This window comes from Chitinimonas sp. (assembly GCF_041904975.1).
Lineage (GTDB): Bacteria > Pseudomonadota > Gammaproteobacteria > Burkholderiales > Chitinimonadaceae > Chitinimonas.
On record NZ_JAYRLZ010000085.1, the window covers coordinates 1 to 15,950 of the forward strand.

The following is a 15,950-nucleotide window of genomic DNA, read 5'->3' on the forward strand; positions in this document are numbered from 1 at the left end:
AACGCCTCCTTGCTGCCCAGTTCCACCAATTCGCCGGCGTACATGATGCCGACCCGGTCCGCTACCTGGGCCACTACGCCCAGATCATGGGTGATCAGCAAAATCGCCATATGGCGCTCGTTCTGCAGATCGATCAGCAGATCGAGGATCTGCTTTTGCACGGTGACATCAAGCGCGGTGGTCGGCTCGTCGGCGATCAGCAGCTCCGGCTCGGTCGCCAGCGCCATGGCGATCATCACCCGCTGCTTCTGGCCGCCCGACATCTGGAACGGGTAGGTATCGATGCGCCGTTCCGGCTCGGGAATGCCGACGCGCTTGGCCCAGTCGATCGCCTTGGCGCGGGCGGCGGCGCCACGCAGATCGGTGTGGGTCTCGACCACTTCGATGATCTGGGCACCGACGGTCATCACCGGGTTCAGGCTGGTGGCGGGCTCCTGGAAAATCATTGCCACCCGGCCGCCCCGATACTGGCGCATCTCGCGCTCGGGCAACTCGGCCAGATTGGCGCTGCCCAGCATCACATCGCCACTGGCAATGCAGGCATTGTCGGGCAGCAGGCGCGAGATCGACAGAGCGGTGACCGACTTGCCCGAACCGGATTCGCCAACCAAGGCAAAGGTTTCGCCGGGGTTGATGGACAGGCTGACACCATCAACCGCCACCACGAGGCCCTGGCTGGAATAGATTTCGGTACGGACTTGGTCGAGCTTCAACATGGGATTTCTCCGAGGCCAAGCGAGTGGCTTGACCCGATAACTGCAAATTCTGTAAGCACAGAGGACAGGGAGAACACAGAGAGCACAGAGCAAAAGCAATCGGCTTTACTTTTGACCAGTGAATGCTGGTAAGTAGGCCGCTGCCTCACGCTTGAGCGATTCGCTTTTCTCTGTGTGCTCTGTGTTCTCCCCGCTCTCTGTGTCTACAGGTGTTGTTGGCAGTGCCTTATTTATGTATCGCCCGTGGATCAAAGGCGTCGCGGATGGCGTCGGCGAACAGGTTGGCCGACAGCACCATGGTGAACATAAAGGTGAAGGCGGTCGCCAGGGTCCACCAGATGGTGGGCTCGCGCGATAGCTCCAGGCGGGCGGTGTTGATCAGGGTGCCGAAGCTGGCCATGGCCGGGTCCACACCGATGCCGACAAAGGACAGCACCGCCTCGGCCAGTACCAGGCCGGAGAAGTTGATCACCATGCTGATCAGGATCAGGTGCATCACATTGGGCAACAGGTGCACGCTGAGTATCCGCCAGGTGGATACGCCGAAGGCCTGCGCTGCCTGGATGTACTCGGCTTCGCGCAATTTGATCACCTCGCCACGGATCAGCCGGCACAGATCGGTCCAGCTGGTCATGCCGAGAATCAGGCACAGGAAGAACAGGCGGGCGTCGGTGCGCTCGGCCGAGGTGGCAAAGATATCGGCATGGCTGTCGATAAAGGTCATCAGGATCAACACCATGGCGGCGATCATCAGCACATAGGGAATCGAGTTGATCACCGTGTAGATGTACTGGATTACCTCATCGACCCAGCCGCGCAGAAAGCCGGCGAGGATGCCAAGGCCAACGGCAATCGGCATGGTCACCAGGGTGGACATGGTGCCGATCACCAGGGCGGTGCGGATGCTCTTGAGCACTACATAGAGCAGGTCGTTGCCGGTGCGGTCGGTACCGAATACATGGTATTGGCCGGCCAGACCATGCACGGCGCCGGTGAGGATGAACAGCAGGCCCAGGGTGCCGAGCACCGCGCGTACCGGCAGCTTGCTGTGGCCGGCACGGATGCTTTTCCAGGCGCTGGCGATACTGCTGCCATTGCGACGTGCCTTGATGGCCGACACAGCGAGCGCCAGTACAAAGATCGCCAGCATGCCACGGGCGGCACCGGCAAAGGCGCGCTGGCTCACATCACTGAGCCATTGGCTGTCCGGGTCTTGCAGATGCGCACCACCAAAGGTCAGGCGTGGATAGCGGCGCACCGTCTGCCCATCCACGACCGATGCGGTTTTTTCATACGCCACGGTAGCCAAGGGTGCCGAATAACTGCTTTCACGGCTGGTGGCCTGATGGGCGAGCAGGGCGTCGAGTGCCGAGTGGGTTTCCGTCGCGTAGGCGACTTCGCCATTCTGGCTGGCGATACGGCTGCGGTAATGCAGGCTGTCGAGCACGCCAATGCTGATAAACGCCAGCAATACGGTGGCGGCAGCGGCGCCGACCGGATTGGCAAAGGCCTTGCGCCAGGTCACTGCCAGATGCGGGGTGCGGATGATCTTCCAGGCATACAGCGCCACACCAATCAGCACCAGGAAGACCACCCAGTCGGTCCACAGGAATACGGGTTTCATAGACAGGAATCCTTACTGCAGACGTACCCGGGGGTCGGCCCAGGCATAGGCAAAATCGGTCAGCAGATAGGTGCTGACATAGAGGAAGGAGCCGAAGAACACCATGGCGCGGACGATGGAGAAGTCCTGGTTGGATATGCCTTCCACGGTGAAGCGGCCGAGGCCGGGAATGCCGAAGAAGGTTTCCAGCACGATGGAGCCGGCCAGTAGCGCCGGCAGCAACAGGCCGGCCGAGGTGATGATGGGTATCAGCGAATTTCGCAGGATATGGCGCAGCAGGACCACCACTTCCGACAGGCCCTTGGCGCGGGCAGTGCGGACATAGTCCTTGCCCAGCTCTTCGAGGAAAATGGTGCGATACAGGCGGGTATCGGGCCCCAGCTGCGACAGGATCGCCACCAGCACCGGCAGGATCAGGAACTTGAACATGCCGGGCGGCGGCGCATAGCCCGATAGCGGCATGACTGCCATCAGCCTGCCGAACACATACTGGCCCATGATGATGAAGAACAAGGACGAGATCGACATCAAGGCCACCAGCACAACCACGCCGGCAGTGTCCAGATAGCTGTAGCGGAACAGCACGATGCCAAGTGCAAACACGATGGAAAGGCCGATGGCGATGATGAACACTGGCGTCGCCACCGCCAGGGTCGGGCCGATGCGCTTGCTCAGCTCGTAGGCGATATTGCGGCCATCGGCAGTGCGGCCGAAGTCGCCCTGCATGATGCCGGCCGAGCTTTCGGCAAACACCGTCTGGGTCAGTTTTTCCACGCCGCTTGCGGTGGCATTGAAATACAGCGGCTTGTCATAACCCTGCTGGGCTTTCCAGCGCTCGATCGCCTCGCTGGTGACATGCCGACCGCCCAGCTGCAGCCGCGCCATGTCCTCTGGCGTATTGACCGAGAAGAACAGGAAAAAGGTGACAAAGTTGATGCCGGCCAGAACCAGCAGGGAATACAGGGTGCGACGGATCAGGTAGGCGATCATTTTGCCTTCCCCTTAAGAGTGTTGCTGGCAACAGCAATGCGCGATACGCGAGCGCTGGCCGCCTCGCGACGTTTGAACAGGCGGCGGGCTGGCCATAGCAGCAAAGCGAGGATCAGTGCACCGACCGCGAGCGGCCACAGGCGCGGCTGGTTCCACTCGGCAACCCGGCGTACCCGCTCGGCACCATCCACCCGCAGGTATTTGATCCGGTCATTGACGATGGCGGTGGGCTTGGCGTTATGCAGCCAGGGCTGATACATGCCGACCGAACCGGGGAAGATGCCGAACGACCAGGGTGCATCGTGGCGCACGATGTCGACCATCTGGTCGATCACTTTTTGCCGCGCCGGGCCATCCGGCAACACCTTCATCTGGTCATACAGCTTGTCGTAGGCCGGATTGGCGTAGTTGCTGGCGTTTTCGCCCTGGAACTTCACCTTGCCCTGGGCGCTGGTCAGCAGGCCGAGGTAATTCTCCGGGTCGGGATAGTCCGGGTTCCACCCCCAGAAATAAATCTGGCTGTTTCCCTTGAGCATGCGCTCCTGAAAGCGATTGAAGTCGGCGGCGCGGATTTCCAGCTGGATGCCAAGCTTCTTGTATTGCTTGACCTGCCAGTCCAGCCGCGCCTGGAAGGTCGGCTCCACGCCATTGGCGTCGTAGAACAGCACCAAGGGCTTGCCGGTGACTGCATCGCGCCCATCCGGGTAGCCGGCCTCGGCCAGCAGCTTTTTCGCTTCTTCAATGGGCCGGCGCACCGCACGGCCATCGCGCCACACATGGGTGACCGGGTTCATGCCCTCCTTGCCATTGCGATAGCCGAACAGGCCGACTGGTACCGGGCTCATCGCCGGCTCTGCCTGGCCGTACAGGTCGAAAAAGATCGCGCACCATTCTTCCCAGTCGGTAGCAATCGACAGCGCCTGTCGCAGCTTGCGATTGCGCTCCTGCCGCTCGGGCGTATCGCCCTTGCCAACAACCGGGTCAAGCTGGTTGAAACCGACATACCAGTTGTTCGGATCGACCATGGGCAGCACCTGGATGCCATGTTCCTTGATCTTCTGGTAGCGGCCACTCTGGTCGATCTTTTCCTTGAGCAGGTCGAATCCGACGTCGATACGGCTGATGTCCGGATTGTCGTAATAGCCCTGCATGAACTTGGCCATCTTCGGCTCGCGTTCCTTTTCCAGCAGGAACACCACCTTGTCCAGAAACGGCAGGCGTTTACCGGCATCGGCCAACAAGCCGCGCTGGCGGTCTTCCGGCATGCCTTCGCTGGGGTAGAGCTCTTCGTGGTAGTTGGGGTTGCGCACCATGACGTAGCGGCTTGGGCCGTGTTCGGTGAGCATGAAGGGGCCGGAGCCGATCGGCCAGTTGTTCATGGTGATGCCTTGTTCGGCCATTCCGCGCTGGGCATAGAATTTTTCGGCTTCCCAGGGCATGGGCGACATAAAGGTCATCGCCATCCAGTACTTGATCTGCGGATAGGCACCGTTCAGGCGGATTTCCAGGGTATGGTCGTCCAGTGCGCGCACGCCGCTGATCTCGTCGCGGCGCAGATCGCGCCAGGGCAGATAGCGGTCGCGCGGCGGCAGAGCCTTCGCCAGCGCGCCATGTTCCAGCCTGAGCTTGTCGCCATAGTCCTTCAGGCCGACGATGTACTGGTTGATCTGGCTATAGATCGGCGACGGCGTTGCTACCCAGGGGCTGGCCAGGCGCTTGATCTGGTAGACAAAATCGCCGGCCGTCACTTCGCGGGTAGACGTGGCGGCTTTATCCAAGGGGAAATCCCAGGGACTGTGTTTGCCGGAAATGTCGGCCGGCTTCAGGTCGTGATAGAGGAACTGGCCGTTGGCATCCTTGGCTAGTGCCGGGTGCGGCTGGTATTTCAGGCCGTGACGGATCTTGATGGTGTAGACACTGGTGGCAATCTGTTCGCCCGGCGCATTGTCGGGCAGGTCTCGCCCATCCTTGTCAAGAAAGTGCGGCAGCGGTACCGCTTCGGCGCTCAGGCCGATCTGCGTATACGGGCGTTTCAGGTAGTGGTAGCTGAGCAGCGGCTCGTAAGTGCCATACATCCACGGCGTTTCCGGCAGCGAGTACGAGCTGACCGGATCGAGATATTTATGCACTTCCTCGAACGAGGTGTAGAAGGTATTGCCAGCAATATCGGCAACCGGATAGGGCTGGTTGGCAGTTTCACAGCCGGCCAGCAGGGCGGCGAGCGCAATGCCGGCCAGCGCGTGCTTGCGCGAGAATAAGGACATGGACAGCTACCTGCGTGGATTACGGCACCGGCGGTGCGACGGGCGCGATGATGCCACGTTGGGGCGTATCAGGTAGTACCGATATTGTCAGTGTGGGTTTTTCGCCATCGTCGCGGGGCTGGAACATCCGCGTCTTGGGGGGCGCTGTGCGCAAAGCGTATGAAGCACCGCCAATGCAGAAAGCCATTGCTGCTGTTGGCGCTAGCTGCGCCTTTGCAGAAAGCCGCTCCGGCCTTGGATGGCTGCTTATTTCAGGCCGGTGCAGCCGGATACCAGCTGCTTGATGGACGGCAAGTCGACGATCTCGATTTGTTTGCCCTGTACCGCAATCCAGCCTTCGGCCTGAAAGCGCGAAAAGGTACGGCTCACCGTTTCCAGCTTCATGCCCAGATAGCTGCCTATTTCTTCGCGGGTCATGCGCAGCACGAAATTGGTGGAAGAGAAACCACGCGCGGTCATGCGCTGCGACAGGTTCAGCAGGAAGGCTACCAATCGTTCTTCGGCGCGCATATTGCCCAGCAGCATCATCACGCCCTGGTCGCGGACGATTTCGCGGCTCATCAGCTTGTAAAAGTGCCGCGTCAGCGCCGGGATCTTGTGCGCCAGCTCTTCGATCTGGTGGTAGGGCAGCTCGCAAACTTCGCAGTCTTCCAGCGCCAGTGCGGTGCAGGCATGGCGGTTGTCGCCCAGTGCATCGAGGCCGATCAGGTCGCCGGCCATATGAAAGCCGGTCACCTGCTCGCGTCCGTCTTCCGACAGCACGGTGGTCTTGAAAAAACCCATGCGCACCGCATACAGCGATTTGAACGGATCACCGGCGCGAAACAGCGGCTCGCCGCGTTTGATCGGCTGCCGTTGATCGATCACCACATCAAGCTGGGCCATCTCGCCCATATCCAGGCCAACAGGTAGGCAGAGCTCACGCAAGCTGCAATTGGAGCAGGCGGCTTTGAGTGACTGGACGGGGATGATTTCGTGGGCAATGGACATGGCGATCAATGAATCTGGTTTGACGGGGGTCAAAGCCGTAAGTCTGACGGCTACTTAGACTGGCGGCAATCGGATATCAGGAAAATATCATCATGCATGCCCATTTGCTGGCCGATCCGGCGGCAATCGAGTTTGATTCTGAGCTGTTGCGGCGCTATGACAAGGCTGGTCCACGCTACACCTCCTACCCGACGGCTGATCGCTTTGTAGAAGAATTCGATGCCGCCCGCTATGGCGAAGAAGCCCGCTCCGCCGTCCACGGCGCGCGGCCGCTATCGCTGTATGTGCATCTGCCGTTTTGCGACACCATCTGCTTTTACTGTGCCTGCAACAAGATAGGCAGCAAGAATCGTGGCGATGCAGATATCTATCTCGACTATCTCGAAAAAGAAATTGCCTTGCAGCGCCCCTTGTTCGGCCATGCGCCGCAGGTCAGCCAGCTGCATCTGGGTGGCGGATCGCCGACCTTCCTGCGCGATGATCAGTTGCAGCGCCTGATGGCGATGCTCACCGCAGCGTTTCCGTTGCGCGACGGTGCAGAATGCTCGGTGGAGATCGACCCGCGCCAGCTGGGTGAGGGAACCCTGGCGGTACTGGCGGAATGCGGCTTCACCCGGATGAGCATTGGTGTGCAGGATGTGAATGAAGCAGTGCAGCAGGCGGTGAACCGCATCCAGCCGGTGAACATGACCAGCGAGACCTTGGCAGAAGGGCGGCGCCTGGGCTTTCGCTCGATCAATATCGATCTGATCTATGGCTTGCCGCATCAATCCTTGAGCACCATGCAGGCAACGCTGGAGCAGGTGAAACGCTGGCGGCCCGACCGGATCGCCCTGTATAGCTATGCGCATCTGCCGGAGCGTTTCAAGCCGCAGCGCCGCATCGATACGCAGGCTTTGCCGGCTGCAGCTGAAAAGCTGGCTATGTTGAAGCTGGCTACCGAGTCGCTGCTCGATGCCGGCTACATCTATATCGGCATGGATCACTTCGCTTTGCCGGAGGACGAACTGGCTGTGGCACTGCGCAGTGGTCGTCTGCATCGCAATTTCCAGGGCTATTCCACTCATGCTGATTGCGATTTGCTGGCGCTGGGCGTGTCGTCGATCGGCAAGGTCGGCAATAGCTATGTGCAGAACCATCGTGCCTTGGAAGACTATTACGATGCGCTGGATCAGGGGCAGCTGGCGGTGGCGCGCGGCTTGACGCTGACGGCCGACGATCTGCTGCGCCGCGCGGTGATCCAGGCACTGCTGTGCCATGCCGAGCTGTCGATCGAGGCGTTCGAAACCGGCTGGCTGATCGACTTCAAGCGCTATTTTGCCTATGAGCTGGAGGCCCTGAATGCCTTGGCCGACGATGGTCTGGTGGTGGTGGACGATGAAATGATCCAGATCACGCCGCGTGGCCGCTTGCTGGCGCGGGCGGTGGCGATGGTGTTCGATCGCTATCTGCGCGAGGCGCAGCAGGGCGGACGCTTTTCGCGCTTGATCTGATAGCCGCTTGGCCTGATCTGGCCGGGCATACTAGGCGCAAGCCAGCCCGTATGGGTGCGCGCTGGCTTGAATGTTTGGCATGGACGACTGAAGTAGTGCGTCGCGACGGGAGTTGATGATGTATCAAACCATTCTGGTGCCGATTGATGCCAGCGACACCGCCCGCCGCGGCTTGTCCGAGGCGATTGCCTTGGCGCAGCGACTGGGGTCGGCGCTGCATATCCTGCATGTGCTCGATTACCACATGCTGTTTCTCGATATGAGTGGCATGGCCTGCCTGCCCGACGGCACCAAGGTGATGCGCGAGGCTGGCGAGCAGGTGCTGCGGGAAGCGCAGGCCTTGGCGGCAGCTGCCGGCGTAGCTAGTGAGGTCGCGTTGGCAGAACAGGTGGCGCCGGTTGTGGCCGATGCGATCATCGACGAGGCAGTGCGCTGCAAGGCGGACCTGATCGTGATGGGAACCCATGGGCGGCGCGGTGTTCGTCATATGGTGATGGGCAGCGACGCCGAAGGGGTAGTGCGGCGCGCTACCGTTCCGGTGCTGCTGGTTCGCGCTGATCCCACAACCGAGATCTGAGCATCGACTGATAGGGGTGGCCAAAGCCATGCCACGCCGTTGTGCTGGATCAGTGCACCATCTTGCCGCCATCGGAGAAGATGGCAAGGTCAACGAAGCGCAAGGCGCGCGAGGATTTGCGTGCCGATAGCGCCAGCCCGCCCCAGTCGGCATCGAAGCGATCCAGCGAGCGTGCCAGCGCACCATCCTGATCGCCGCTCTTGCGCAGATTCTCGGCCAGCAAGCGTGCCGACAGATAGCCCTCGAACGAGGCATAGCTTGGCGGCTCGTCACGATACTTTTTCAGCGTGTTCACATACTCGCGCACCACCGGCGAATTGGTGTTGTAGGGCGAGGGCACCACGGTGCTGACGCCAACCCAGCGCACACCATCGCCAAGGAATTCGCGCAAGGTTTGTGGATTGATCGAACTGACCGCCAGGAACTGGGTGCCGCTGCGCAGGGCCTGGAAGGCGCGTACAAAGTCGGCCGAGGCAATGGTCGGCGCGGCAAGAATGATTACTTGCGGGTTGGATTCGGCCATTTTGGCGGCTGCGCGCTCGATGTCAGTGCTCGACTCGGCCTTACTGGATTGGATGGTCAACTTGGCATTGAGGCCGGCCAGATGTTTGGGCACCTCGGCCTGGGCGGCACGACCCAAGGCATCTTCGCCAATAAACAAGCCGATTCGGGTCTGGCCGATCGATTGCGCCATTTGCGCCATCTTGCCGATTTCGGCCGACAGGCTGGTACGCAAGTAGAACACATTGCTGCTATTGGGCAGATCGACGCCGGAGTAGGGGGCAACCATTGGCAGCTTGGCCAATGCGGTGTCGGCCAGGATGGCGCGGACGTTATCGGTGCCGAGGTAGCCGAACAGGGCGGCCGGCGCGTATTGCCTGACCAGGCGGCGGGTCGCATCGACAGTTTTCTGCGGCTGGCCGGCGTCGTCCTCGGCTACCAGGTTGATGTGTCGCCCATTGATGCCGCCATGGGCGTTGAGCGCATCAAAGTAGACGTGGGCGCCGGTAAGAAAGTCGCGGCCGGTATCGCCATTGGGCCCGCTCTGGTCAATGACCTGCACGATATTGATTGGATTGGCGGCAAAGGCGGCGCTGGCGGGCAGGGCAACCAGCAAGCAACTGGCGAGCTGGAGCGATAAAGCAGGAATGGAACGCATTGGCTGGCCTCGTGGGCAAACTGGAATGCGCCGCAGTGTAAGCAGACTCTGTTAAAGCAAGATGTAAGCGCTGGAAAACAAACAGAAATTTCCGGGCCTTGCTACCCGGATGTCATGAATTTTTCGTTTTTCGCGCGTTTACTCATGACATCCGGGCCCGCTGTCAGCTGAGGATAAGGCTGGCCAGCCAGAACAGGCCCGCCGACAGGGCAATGGTGGCGGGCAAGGTCAGCACCCAGGCGATCAGGATATTGCGCACGGTACCGCCTTGCAGGCCGCTGCGGTTGGCGAGCATGGTGCCGGCTACGCCGGATGACAGCACATGGGTGGTCGATACCGGCAGGCTCAGGGTGTTGGCGAGGCCGATCGAAGCCATGGCGATGATCTGTGCGCTCATGCCCTGCGCATAGGTCATGCCCTGGCGGCCGATCTTCTCGCCCACCGTCTCCACCACCCGCTTCCAGCCCACCATGGTGCCAAGGCCCAGGGCCAGCGCGACGGCAAAGATCACCCAGGTGGGTGCGTATTCAGTGGTGGCGGTGAGGTCGGCGCGCAGCTTGTCGATATCGCTGCGTTCGCGCGCCGGCAATTTCGGCAGCTTGCTGACCTTTTTGGCGGTGTCGTCGAGGCAGAGCAGGCCGCGACGCACCTGGGCGCGGGTATCGGCGCTGAGATCGCGATAATCCTTCACGCTGCTCAGCGATGAGAGCACCGCGCCTATGGTGGCTTCGGTCTGCTTCGGGTCGCATTTGAAACGCTCGGGCGTATCGCTGCGCAGGCCTTTACCCAGGGCCAGGAAGTCGGCCAGATTATCGCTGTTGCGCTGGTAGAACTGGTTGATATGCATCACCGCGTCACGAGTGCGCTCGATCTGGTAGGTGGAGGCATTGAGGTCGAGTACGAACTTGCCCGGCACGATGCCGATCAGTACCAGCATGATCAGGCCGATACCTTTCTGGCCATCGTTCGAGCCATGCACAAAGCTCACGCCCATGGCCGACAGCACCAGGGTCAGGCGATTCCAGAACGGCGGGTGCTTCTTGCCATCGACAGCGCGCCGCGCATCGGGTGTCTTGTGCATCTTCGACAGTGGCGAGTATTTGAGCAGCAAGAACAGCAGCAGCGCAGCAAGCGCGCAGCCCACCAGCGGCGAAATCACCAGCGATAGCGCGATATCGGTCGCTTTTTTCCAGTTGATGCCCTGGCTCAGTGGAATATGCGTGAGCAGGGCATTGGTCAGGCCAACGCCGAGAATCGAGCCGATCAGGGTGTGGGAGCTGGAAGCCGGAATGCCGAAATACCAGGTGCCGAGATTCCAGATGATGGCCGAGGCCAGTAGCGAAAACACCATAGCCAGGCCATGGCCGGTGCTGACATTGATCAACAGGTCCACTGGCAGTAAATGGACGATGGCATAGGCCACCCCGACGCCACCGAACAGCACGCCGGCAAAGTTGAACAGGCCGGACATGACTACTGCCAGCCTCGGCGGCATGGCATTGGTGTAGATCACCGTTGCTACCGCATTGGCGGTGTCGTGAAAGCCGTTGATGAACTCGAAGGCGAGCACAAAGGCAAGGGCAAGACAAAGGCTGAGGCCGACCCAGAAGTCGAGTCCGCTGAATAGTTCGAACATGAGATTTGTGACTGATTGATTACAAGGCGGGATTGTCGCACTGATCGCTGTGCAACGTCTCTGCTGCGCATCAATTTCAGCAAAATGACGCATGCAGGCGTCACGACCTGCAATCAGGAGTATGTGGAATTTTTTGGCCAGCAGCAGAAAGCGCTGGCGTCCCCACGGGGATTCGAACCCCGGTAGTCACCGTGAAAGGGTGGTGTCCTAGGCCTCTAGACGATGGGGACCCTGAAACTGCGCAAGTCGTTGGGACAACTTGTAAAACTTGGTGGAGGTAAACGGGATCGAACCGATGACCTCTTGCATGCCATGCAAGCGCTCTCCCAGCTGAGCTATACCCCCGGATACTGCATGAATCAACAGCACTGTATGCGGTTGAAACAGATGTTGATCCGGCATTGCGCCATATCAACTGTGTTGGCGTCCCCACGGGGATTCGAACCCCGGTAGTCACCGTGAAAGGGTGGTGTCCTAGGCCTCTAGACGATGGGGACTTTGACTGCTTGATCGAGCTGGCTAGTGCTTGATCGTGAATCGGTGGTGGAGGTAAACGGGATCGAACCGATGACCTCTTGCATGCCATGCAAGCGCTCTCCCAGCTGAGCTATACCCCCACTCGTTCTTGCTGCCAGATAAGCTTGGCGGCGAAGAGACGCGCATAATAATGAGGGTTTGCCGTCTTGTAAACCCCCTGACGTCAATTTTTACCAGAGCTTCCACCAGGCATCGTTGCCGATGACATCGGCAGCGGTCAGCTTGCTTTGCGGATAGTTCTGCATCAGCACGCGGCGGGCGTCGTCGCGCAGCTCGTTCTGGCCGAGCTTGTCATAGGCCGCCACCATCATCACCAGTGCGCTTTCCAGGCGATCGGTCTGCGAATAGTTCTCGATGATGTCCTTGGCGCGATTGGCGGTGGCCAGATAGGCGCCGCGCTTGTAGTAGTAGCGGGCGACATACAGATCGTGGTCGGCCAGGGCGGTGACCAGATAAGCCATGCGGCTGCGTGCGTCTTCGGCGTAGCGGCTGTCCGGGAAGCGGTTGACCAGATTGCGGAAGGCTTCGAATGATTCCTTGGCTGCCTTGGGATCGCGCTCAGCCATGTCCTGGCGGGCTAGCGACGCGAACAGGCTGCGGTCTTCGATAAAGTTCACCCGGCCTTTCAGGTACAGCGCGTAATCGACATTGGCGTGGGTGGGATGCTGCTTGAGAAAACGGTCGATGGCAGCCAGCGCCAGTGTCGGTTCATTGTCCTTGTAGTTGGCGTAGGCGATTTCCAGCTCGGCCTGCTGGGCGTAGATGCCGTAGGGATAGCGCGCCTGCAGGGCTTCGAAAGCCTTGACGGCGCGATTGTAATTGGCGCCGTCGAGCTCTTCCTTGGCTTCTTTGTACATTTGCTCGGCGGTGGCGATCTTTTCCTCTTCAACCTTGCGCTGGAACACGCTGCAAGCAGACAGCAAGAGGGAAAGGGCCAGTAACGGTAGAATGCGCTTCATGGAACACTCCGATATTGAAGCCGACGATTATAGCGATTCGGCTGAACCACTACGTATAGTTCTGCCATCCGATGTCGGTGGCGGGCGTTTTGATGCGGTGCTGGCCAAGCTGTTGCCGGACTATTCGCGCAGCCGGCTGGCGCGCTGGATCGACGAAGGCAAGGCCAGGCTCGATGGCAAGGCGGTCAGTCCCAAGACCCGCGTCTGGGGCGGCGAGGCGGTTGAGGTCCTTGCCGAGCCTGATCCGGCCGATGCGGCCTTCGCACCCGAGCCGGTGGACTTTCCGGTGGTCTACGAGGACAGCAGTGTGCTGGTCATCGACAAGCCTGCCGGCCTGGTAGTTCACCCGGCGGCGGGAAACTGGAGCGGCACCCTGCTCAATGGCCTGCTTTATCGCTATCCGGATCTGGCTGGCGTGCCGCGTGCCGGCATTGTGCATCGGCTCGACAAGGAAACCAGCGGCTTGATGGTGGTAGCGCGCAATCTTAAGGCGCAAACCGAACTGGTGCGGCAACTGCAAGCCCGTACGGTGAAACGCCACTACCGCGCCATTACTCAAGGTTTGATCAAGCTCGATGGCACGGTGGATGCACCCATCGGCCGCCATCCACGCGAGCGGATGCGCATGGCGGTGGTGCCCGGCGGCAAGCAGGCCATTACCCATTACAGCGTGCTGGCGCGCTATGTGCGGCATAGTTTGGTGGAATGCCGGCTGGAAACGGGCCGCACCCACCAGATTCGCGTGCATATGGCCCATATCGGCCATGCGCTTGCCGCTGATCCGGTGTACGGCGGGCGCAATTTTCCGGCGGTGCAGGCCGTGCTCGATGCGATTGCATCACTCAAGCGCCAGGCCCTGCATGCGGCCAAGCTGGCCTTGATCCATCCCGATAGCGGTGAATTGATGAGCTGGGATAGTCCGATACCTGCCGATATGCAGGCTTTGATTGCTGCGCTGGAGCAGGAGGCGGCCGATGGTGCCAATCGATAGCGATCAATGGTTGGTGCCGGACTGGCCGGCGCCGGCCCGGGTACGGGCGCTGGTGACGACGCGCCAAGGCGGTTGCAGCTGGCCGCCGTTCCATGGCTTCAACGTGGCCAGCCATGTCGGCGATGTGCCCGATGCCGTGGCCGCCAATCGAGCCATGCTACGCCAGCACCTGCCGGCCGAACCCGTCTGGCTGGAGCAGGTGCATGGCATTGCCGCCGTCGATGCCGCCGATACGCAAGGGGTGCCGCGTGCCGATGCCGCATTCACCCGCGCTACCGACACGGTCTGCGCGGTGATGACCGCCGACTGTCTGCCGGTATTGTTCGCCAGGCGGGACGGCAGTGCGGTGGCTGCCGCCCATGCTGGCTGGCGTGGGCTGTGCGACGGGGTGCTGGAGGCGACTCTGGCAGCGCTCGGCAATCCAGCCGAGCTGCTGGCTTGGCTGGGCCCGGCAATCGGCCCGGATGCATTTGAAGTGGGTGACGAGGTGCGGGCTGCATTCGTGACACAAGATCCGGCGGCGGCTAGCGCATTCCGCAGCGCGGTGGCGCCCGGCAAATGGTGGTGTGATATCTATGCGCTGGCGAGACTACGTCTGGCCAAGGCGGGCGTGAAGCAGGTCTATGGCGGAGGCTTGTGTACGGTGAGCGATGCCGAGCGCTTTTTTTCATACCGGCGCGACAAGCAGACTGGCCGTATGGTGTCGCTGATCTGGATAGAGCAGGAAGTTGCCGCGTAAATCGCTGGCAGTACGCAAAACGGCGACCTCGGTCGCCGTTTTCTCTGCGCTCACTGATCGGATCAATCCACGGTCTGCGCTGCAGTAATGCGGTAATACAGCCCCATCGGATCGTTCTTCAGCAGTTCCAGCTTGCCGCTCAGCGCCACAGCCTCGTAGCTGAACTTGACCGGCTTGGTGGTCTTGACCTCGATCACCTGTTCCGGGCCGCCGGGCAGGCAGAAAGCGCAGGTTGGCGGCGTGGCGGTCAGGATGAAATGGTCTTGCGCCTCGCCCATGCCCAAGGGCAGCATGAATCCCTGGATTTTTACCGACTTCTTGTCGAGTTTTTGCAGATTGGCGTCGAACTTGGGGGTGAAGGTATCGCCCTGTTGCACCGACTGCACCTGAGCCAGCGCTTTCCACGACACAAAGCCGGGGCGGTCGGCAACCGGTTGGCCGGTGACTTCGGTCACGCCGAAGGTGGCACCCGGCTTGGGCGCGGGGCCGGCCGGCAGATTGGGCAGGCCGGCGGCAAACGCTGCGGCAGCGCCGACAATAAAGCTGCTGGTCATCAGGATGCGCAACATGGAGAACTCCAATACTTTCAGGTAATTGCCACTGTAGCCGGCTGGACGGCTGCGGAAAATCGAGTCGGCTACCTTACTGCTTTTCGACGCGTTGTTCCAGTGTCACCGGGTTTAACACCCATTCAAACGATTTGCCGTTTTTATCCTTGCCACGAATCTCATAGCACTTGTGATGGATCTCGGCGACTTTGGGCTTGGCGCCGGCGTCTTCGGCCTTCTTCAATGCGACGGAAAACGGTTGCCACTTGCTGTCCGGCTCCTGGGTACATGGGGTTTCGTCGTGGGCCAGGGCATGGGCGGCCAGCAAGGCGGTGATCAGGGTCAGGGTGATACGCATGCGGTTTCTCCGGTATGGGCAATTGGACGACGAATTACACGGTTGTTCGATGACAGTTCTTATCGCTCCGCCAGCACGGTGCCGATGTCGCTGCGGTAAGCCTGGATGGCTGGAATGATGGCGGCAATCAGGCCGATGCCGAGGGCCAGCAACATCAGCCAGCCTTCTTCATTCAGCCAGTAGCGGCCGGTCAAAGGCAGGCCGGGTGCAAGGTGGAGGCGGCCGGCCAGCTCGGTGACACCATGGGCCAGCGCAAGGCCCAGCAGACCGGCGCCGCCCGCCAGCATCAGGCCTTCCAGCAGTACCGCCGCGCACAGGCGCAAGCGGCTGCTGCCGAGCATGCGCATCACCGCCAGGTCGAAGCGACGC

The 15,950-nt window shown here is 60.8% G+C and carries 15 protein-coding genes and 4 tRNA genes; 4 read left to right on the forward strand and 15 right to left on the reverse strand.

Annotated elements, in window-relative coordinates; genetic code table 11:
- The 5 genes from ACE3OH_RS10035 to fnr form a co-directional block, all read right to left on the reverse strand.
- Positions 1-716, reverse strand: a 716-nt coding sequence (locus tag ACE3OH_RS10035; RefSeq protein WP_374351483.1) for an ATP-binding cassette domain-containing protein, incomplete at its 3' end; no start/stop codon positions are given.
- A gap of 226 nt (positions 717-942) precedes the next feature.
- Complete coding sequence (locus ACE3OH_RS10040) at positions 943-2,340, reverse strand: ABC transporter permease (protein ID WP_374351485.1); 1,398 nt, start codon at positions 2,338-2,340, stop codon at positions 943-945.
- Positions 2,341-2,352: 12 nt separating this feature from the next.
- Positions 2,353-3,330 (reverse strand): ABC transporter permease, encoded by a 978-nt coding sequence (locus ACE3OH_RS10045; RefSeq protein ID WP_374351487.1) that lies wholly within the window; start codon positions 3,328-3,330, stop codon positions 2,353-2,355.
- Entirely contained in the window at positions 3,327-5,594 is a 2,268-nt protein-coding gene (locus tag ACE3OH_RS10050) for an ABC transporter substrate-binding protein (RefSeq protein ID WP_374351489.1), read from the reverse strand. Before ACE3OH_RS10050 ends, ACE3OH_RS10045 begins: the two co-directional genes overlap by 4 nt.
- A gap of 246 nt (positions 5,595-5,840) precedes the next feature.
- Complete coding sequence (fnr, locus tag ACE3OH_RS10055; protein ID WP_374351491.1) at positions 5,841-6,584, reverse strand: fumarate/nitrate reduction transcriptional regulator Fnr; 744 nt, start codon at positions 6,582-6,584, stop codon at positions 5,841-5,843.
- A 92-nt stretch (positions 6,585-6,676) separates the two neighbouring features.
- Here fnr and hemN point away from each other — a divergent pair, with 92 nt between their 5' ends.
- Both hemN and ACE3OH_RS10065 read left to right on the forward strand, forming a co-directional pair.
- Positions 6,677-8,077 carry an oxygen-independent coproporphyrinogen III oxidase gene (gene hemN / locus ACE3OH_RS10060; RefSeq protein WP_374351493.1) on the forward strand — a complete coding sequence of 467 codons (1,401 nt, stop codon included), beginning with the start codon at positions 6,677-6,679 and terminating at the stop codon, positions 8,075-8,077.
- Between the two features lie 115 nt (positions 8,078-8,192).
- Positions 8,193-8,654 carry a universal stress protein gene (locus tag ACE3OH_RS10065; RefSeq protein WP_374351495.1) on the forward strand — a complete coding sequence of 154 codons (462 nt, stop codon included), beginning with the start codon at positions 8,193-8,195 and terminating at the stop codon, positions 8,652-8,654.
- A 49-nt stretch (positions 8,655-8,703) separates the two neighbouring features.
- On the opposite strand, the gene ACE3OH_RS10070 is transcribed toward ACE3OH_RS10065, so the two are convergent.
- From ACE3OH_RS10070 to ACE3OH_RS10100, 7 genes are all read right to left on the reverse strand, one after another.
- Positions 8,704-9,813, reverse strand: coding sequence for an ABC transporter substrate-binding protein (locus ACE3OH_RS10070; protein WP_374351497.1), 1,110 nt, complete (start codon positions 9,811-9,813; stop codon positions 8,704-8,706).
- 163 nt (positions 9,814-9,976) lie between these two features.
- Complete coding sequence (locus ACE3OH_RS10075) at positions 9,977-11,449, reverse strand: inorganic phosphate transporter (RefSeq protein ID WP_374351499.1); 1,473 nt, start codon at positions 11,447-11,449, stop codon at positions 9,977-9,979.
- A 154-nt stretch (positions 11,450-11,603) separates the two neighbouring features.
- Positions 11,604-11,679: transfer RNA gene (locus tag ACE3OH_RS10080), tRNA-Glu, on the reverse strand.
- A 39-nt stretch (positions 11,680-11,718) separates the two neighbouring features.
- A tRNA-Ala gene (locus ACE3OH_RS10085) sits at positions 11,719-11,794 on the reverse strand.
- Positions 11,795-11,870: 76 nt separating this feature from the next.
- A tRNA-Glu gene (locus ACE3OH_RS10090) sits at positions 11,871-11,946 on the reverse strand.
- A 44-nt stretch (positions 11,947-11,990) separates the two neighbouring features.
- Positions 11,991-12,066, reverse strand: a tRNA-Ala gene (locus ACE3OH_RS10095).
- 90 nt (positions 12,067-12,156) lie between these two features.
- Positions 12,157-12,945, reverse strand: a complete 789-nt coding sequence (locus tag ACE3OH_RS10100) for an outer membrane protein assembly factor BamD (protein WP_374351501.1) — start codon at positions 12,943-12,945, stop codon at positions 12,157-12,159.
- Between ACE3OH_RS10100 and rluD the strand changes: the two genes are divergently transcribed.
- Both rluD and pgeF read left to right on the forward strand, forming a co-directional pair.
- Complete coding sequence (gene rluD / locus ACE3OH_RS10105) at positions 12,944-13,936, forward strand: 23S rRNA pseudouridine(1911/1915/1917) synthase RluD (RefSeq protein ID WP_374351503.1); 993 nt, start codon at positions 12,944-12,946, stop codon at positions 13,934-13,936. The two genes, ACE3OH_RS10100 and rluD, sit on opposite strands and share 2 nt — an antisense overlap.
- Positions 13,920-14,675: a peptidoglycan editing factor PgeF gene (gene pgeF / locus ACE3OH_RS10110; protein WP_374351505.1), complete on the forward strand. Its 756-nt coding sequence runs from the start codon at positions 13,920-13,922 to the stop codon at positions 14,673-14,675. The genes rluD and pgeF overlap by 17 nt, the downstream gene beginning before the upstream one ends.
- Positions 14,676-14,737: 62 nt before the next feature.
- Here pgeF and ACE3OH_RS10115 read toward each other — a convergent pair whose 3' ends face one another.
- From ACE3OH_RS10115 to ACE3OH_RS10125, 3 genes are all read right to left on the reverse strand, one after another.
- On the reverse strand, positions 14,738-15,244 hold the full coding sequence (locus tag ACE3OH_RS10115; protein WP_374351507.1) for a DUF3299 domain-containing protein: 507 nt from the start codon (positions 15,242-15,244) through the stop codon (positions 14,738-14,740).
- A gap of 73 nt (positions 15,245-15,317) precedes the next feature.
- Positions 15,318-15,581 carry a PepSY domain-containing protein gene (locus tag ACE3OH_RS10120; protein ID WP_374351509.1) on the reverse strand — a complete coding sequence of 88 codons (264 nt, stop codon included), beginning with the start codon at positions 15,579-15,581 and terminating at the stop codon, positions 15,318-15,320.
- Between the two features lie 59 nt (positions 15,582-15,640).
- A partial coding sequence (locus ACE3OH_RS10125) for a hypothetical protein (protein ID WP_374351511.1) occupies positions 15,641-15,950 on the reverse strand: 310 nt, incomplete at its 5' end.

Bases quoted from the DNA above. Each gene is read 5' to 3' on its own strand.
- ACE3OH_RS10040 (WP_374351485.1), bottom strand. From the start codon at position 2,340: ATGAAACCCGTATTCCTGTGGACCGACTGGGTGGTCTTCCTGGTGCTG.
- ACE3OH_RS10045 (WP_374351487.1), bottom strand. From the start codon at position 3,330: ATGATCGCCTACCTGATCCGTCGCACCCTGTATTCCCTGCTGGTTCTG.
- ACE3OH_RS10050 (WP_374351489.1), bottom strand. From the start codon at position 5,594: ATGTCCTTATTCTCGCGCAAGCACGCGCTGGCCGGCATTGCGCTCGCC.
- fnr (WP_374351491.1), bottom strand. From the start codon at position 6,584: ATGTCCATTGCCCACGAAATCATCCCCGTCCAGTCACTCAAAGCCGCC.
- hemN (WP_374351493.1), top strand. From the start codon at position 6,677: ATGCATGCCCATTTGCTGGCCGATCCGGCGGCAATCGAGTTTGATTCT.
- ACE3OH_RS10065 (WP_374351495.1), top strand. From the start codon at position 8,193: ATGATGTATCAAACCATTCTGGTGCCGATTGATGCCAGCGACACCGCC.
- ACE3OH_RS10070 (WP_374351497.1), bottom strand. From the start codon at position 9,813: ATGCGTTCCATTCCTGCTTTATCGCTCCAGCTCGCCAGTTGCTTGCTG.
- ACE3OH_RS10075 (WP_374351499.1), bottom strand. From the start codon at position 11,449: ATGTTCGAACTATTCAGCGGACTCGACTTCTGGGTCGGCCTCAGCCTT.
- rluD (WP_374351503.1), top strand. From the start codon at position 12,944: ATGGAACACTCCGATATTGAAGCCGACGATTATAGCGATTCGGCTGAA.
- ACE3OH_RS10100 (WP_374351501.1), bottom strand. From the start codon at position 12,945: ATGAAGCGCATTCTACCGTTACTGGCCCTTTCCCTCTTGCTGTCTGCT.
- pgeF (WP_374351505.1), top strand. From the start codon at position 13,920: ATGGTGCCAATCGATAGCGATCAATGGTTGGTGCCGGACTGGCCGGCG.
- ACE3OH_RS10115 (WP_374351507.1), bottom strand. From the start codon at position 15,244: ATGTTGCGCATCCTGATGACCAGCAGCTTTATTGTCGGCGCTGCCGCA.
- ACE3OH_RS10120 (WP_374351509.1), bottom strand. From the start codon at position 15,581: ATGCGTATCACCCTGACCCTGATCACCGCCTTGCTGGCCGCCCATGCC.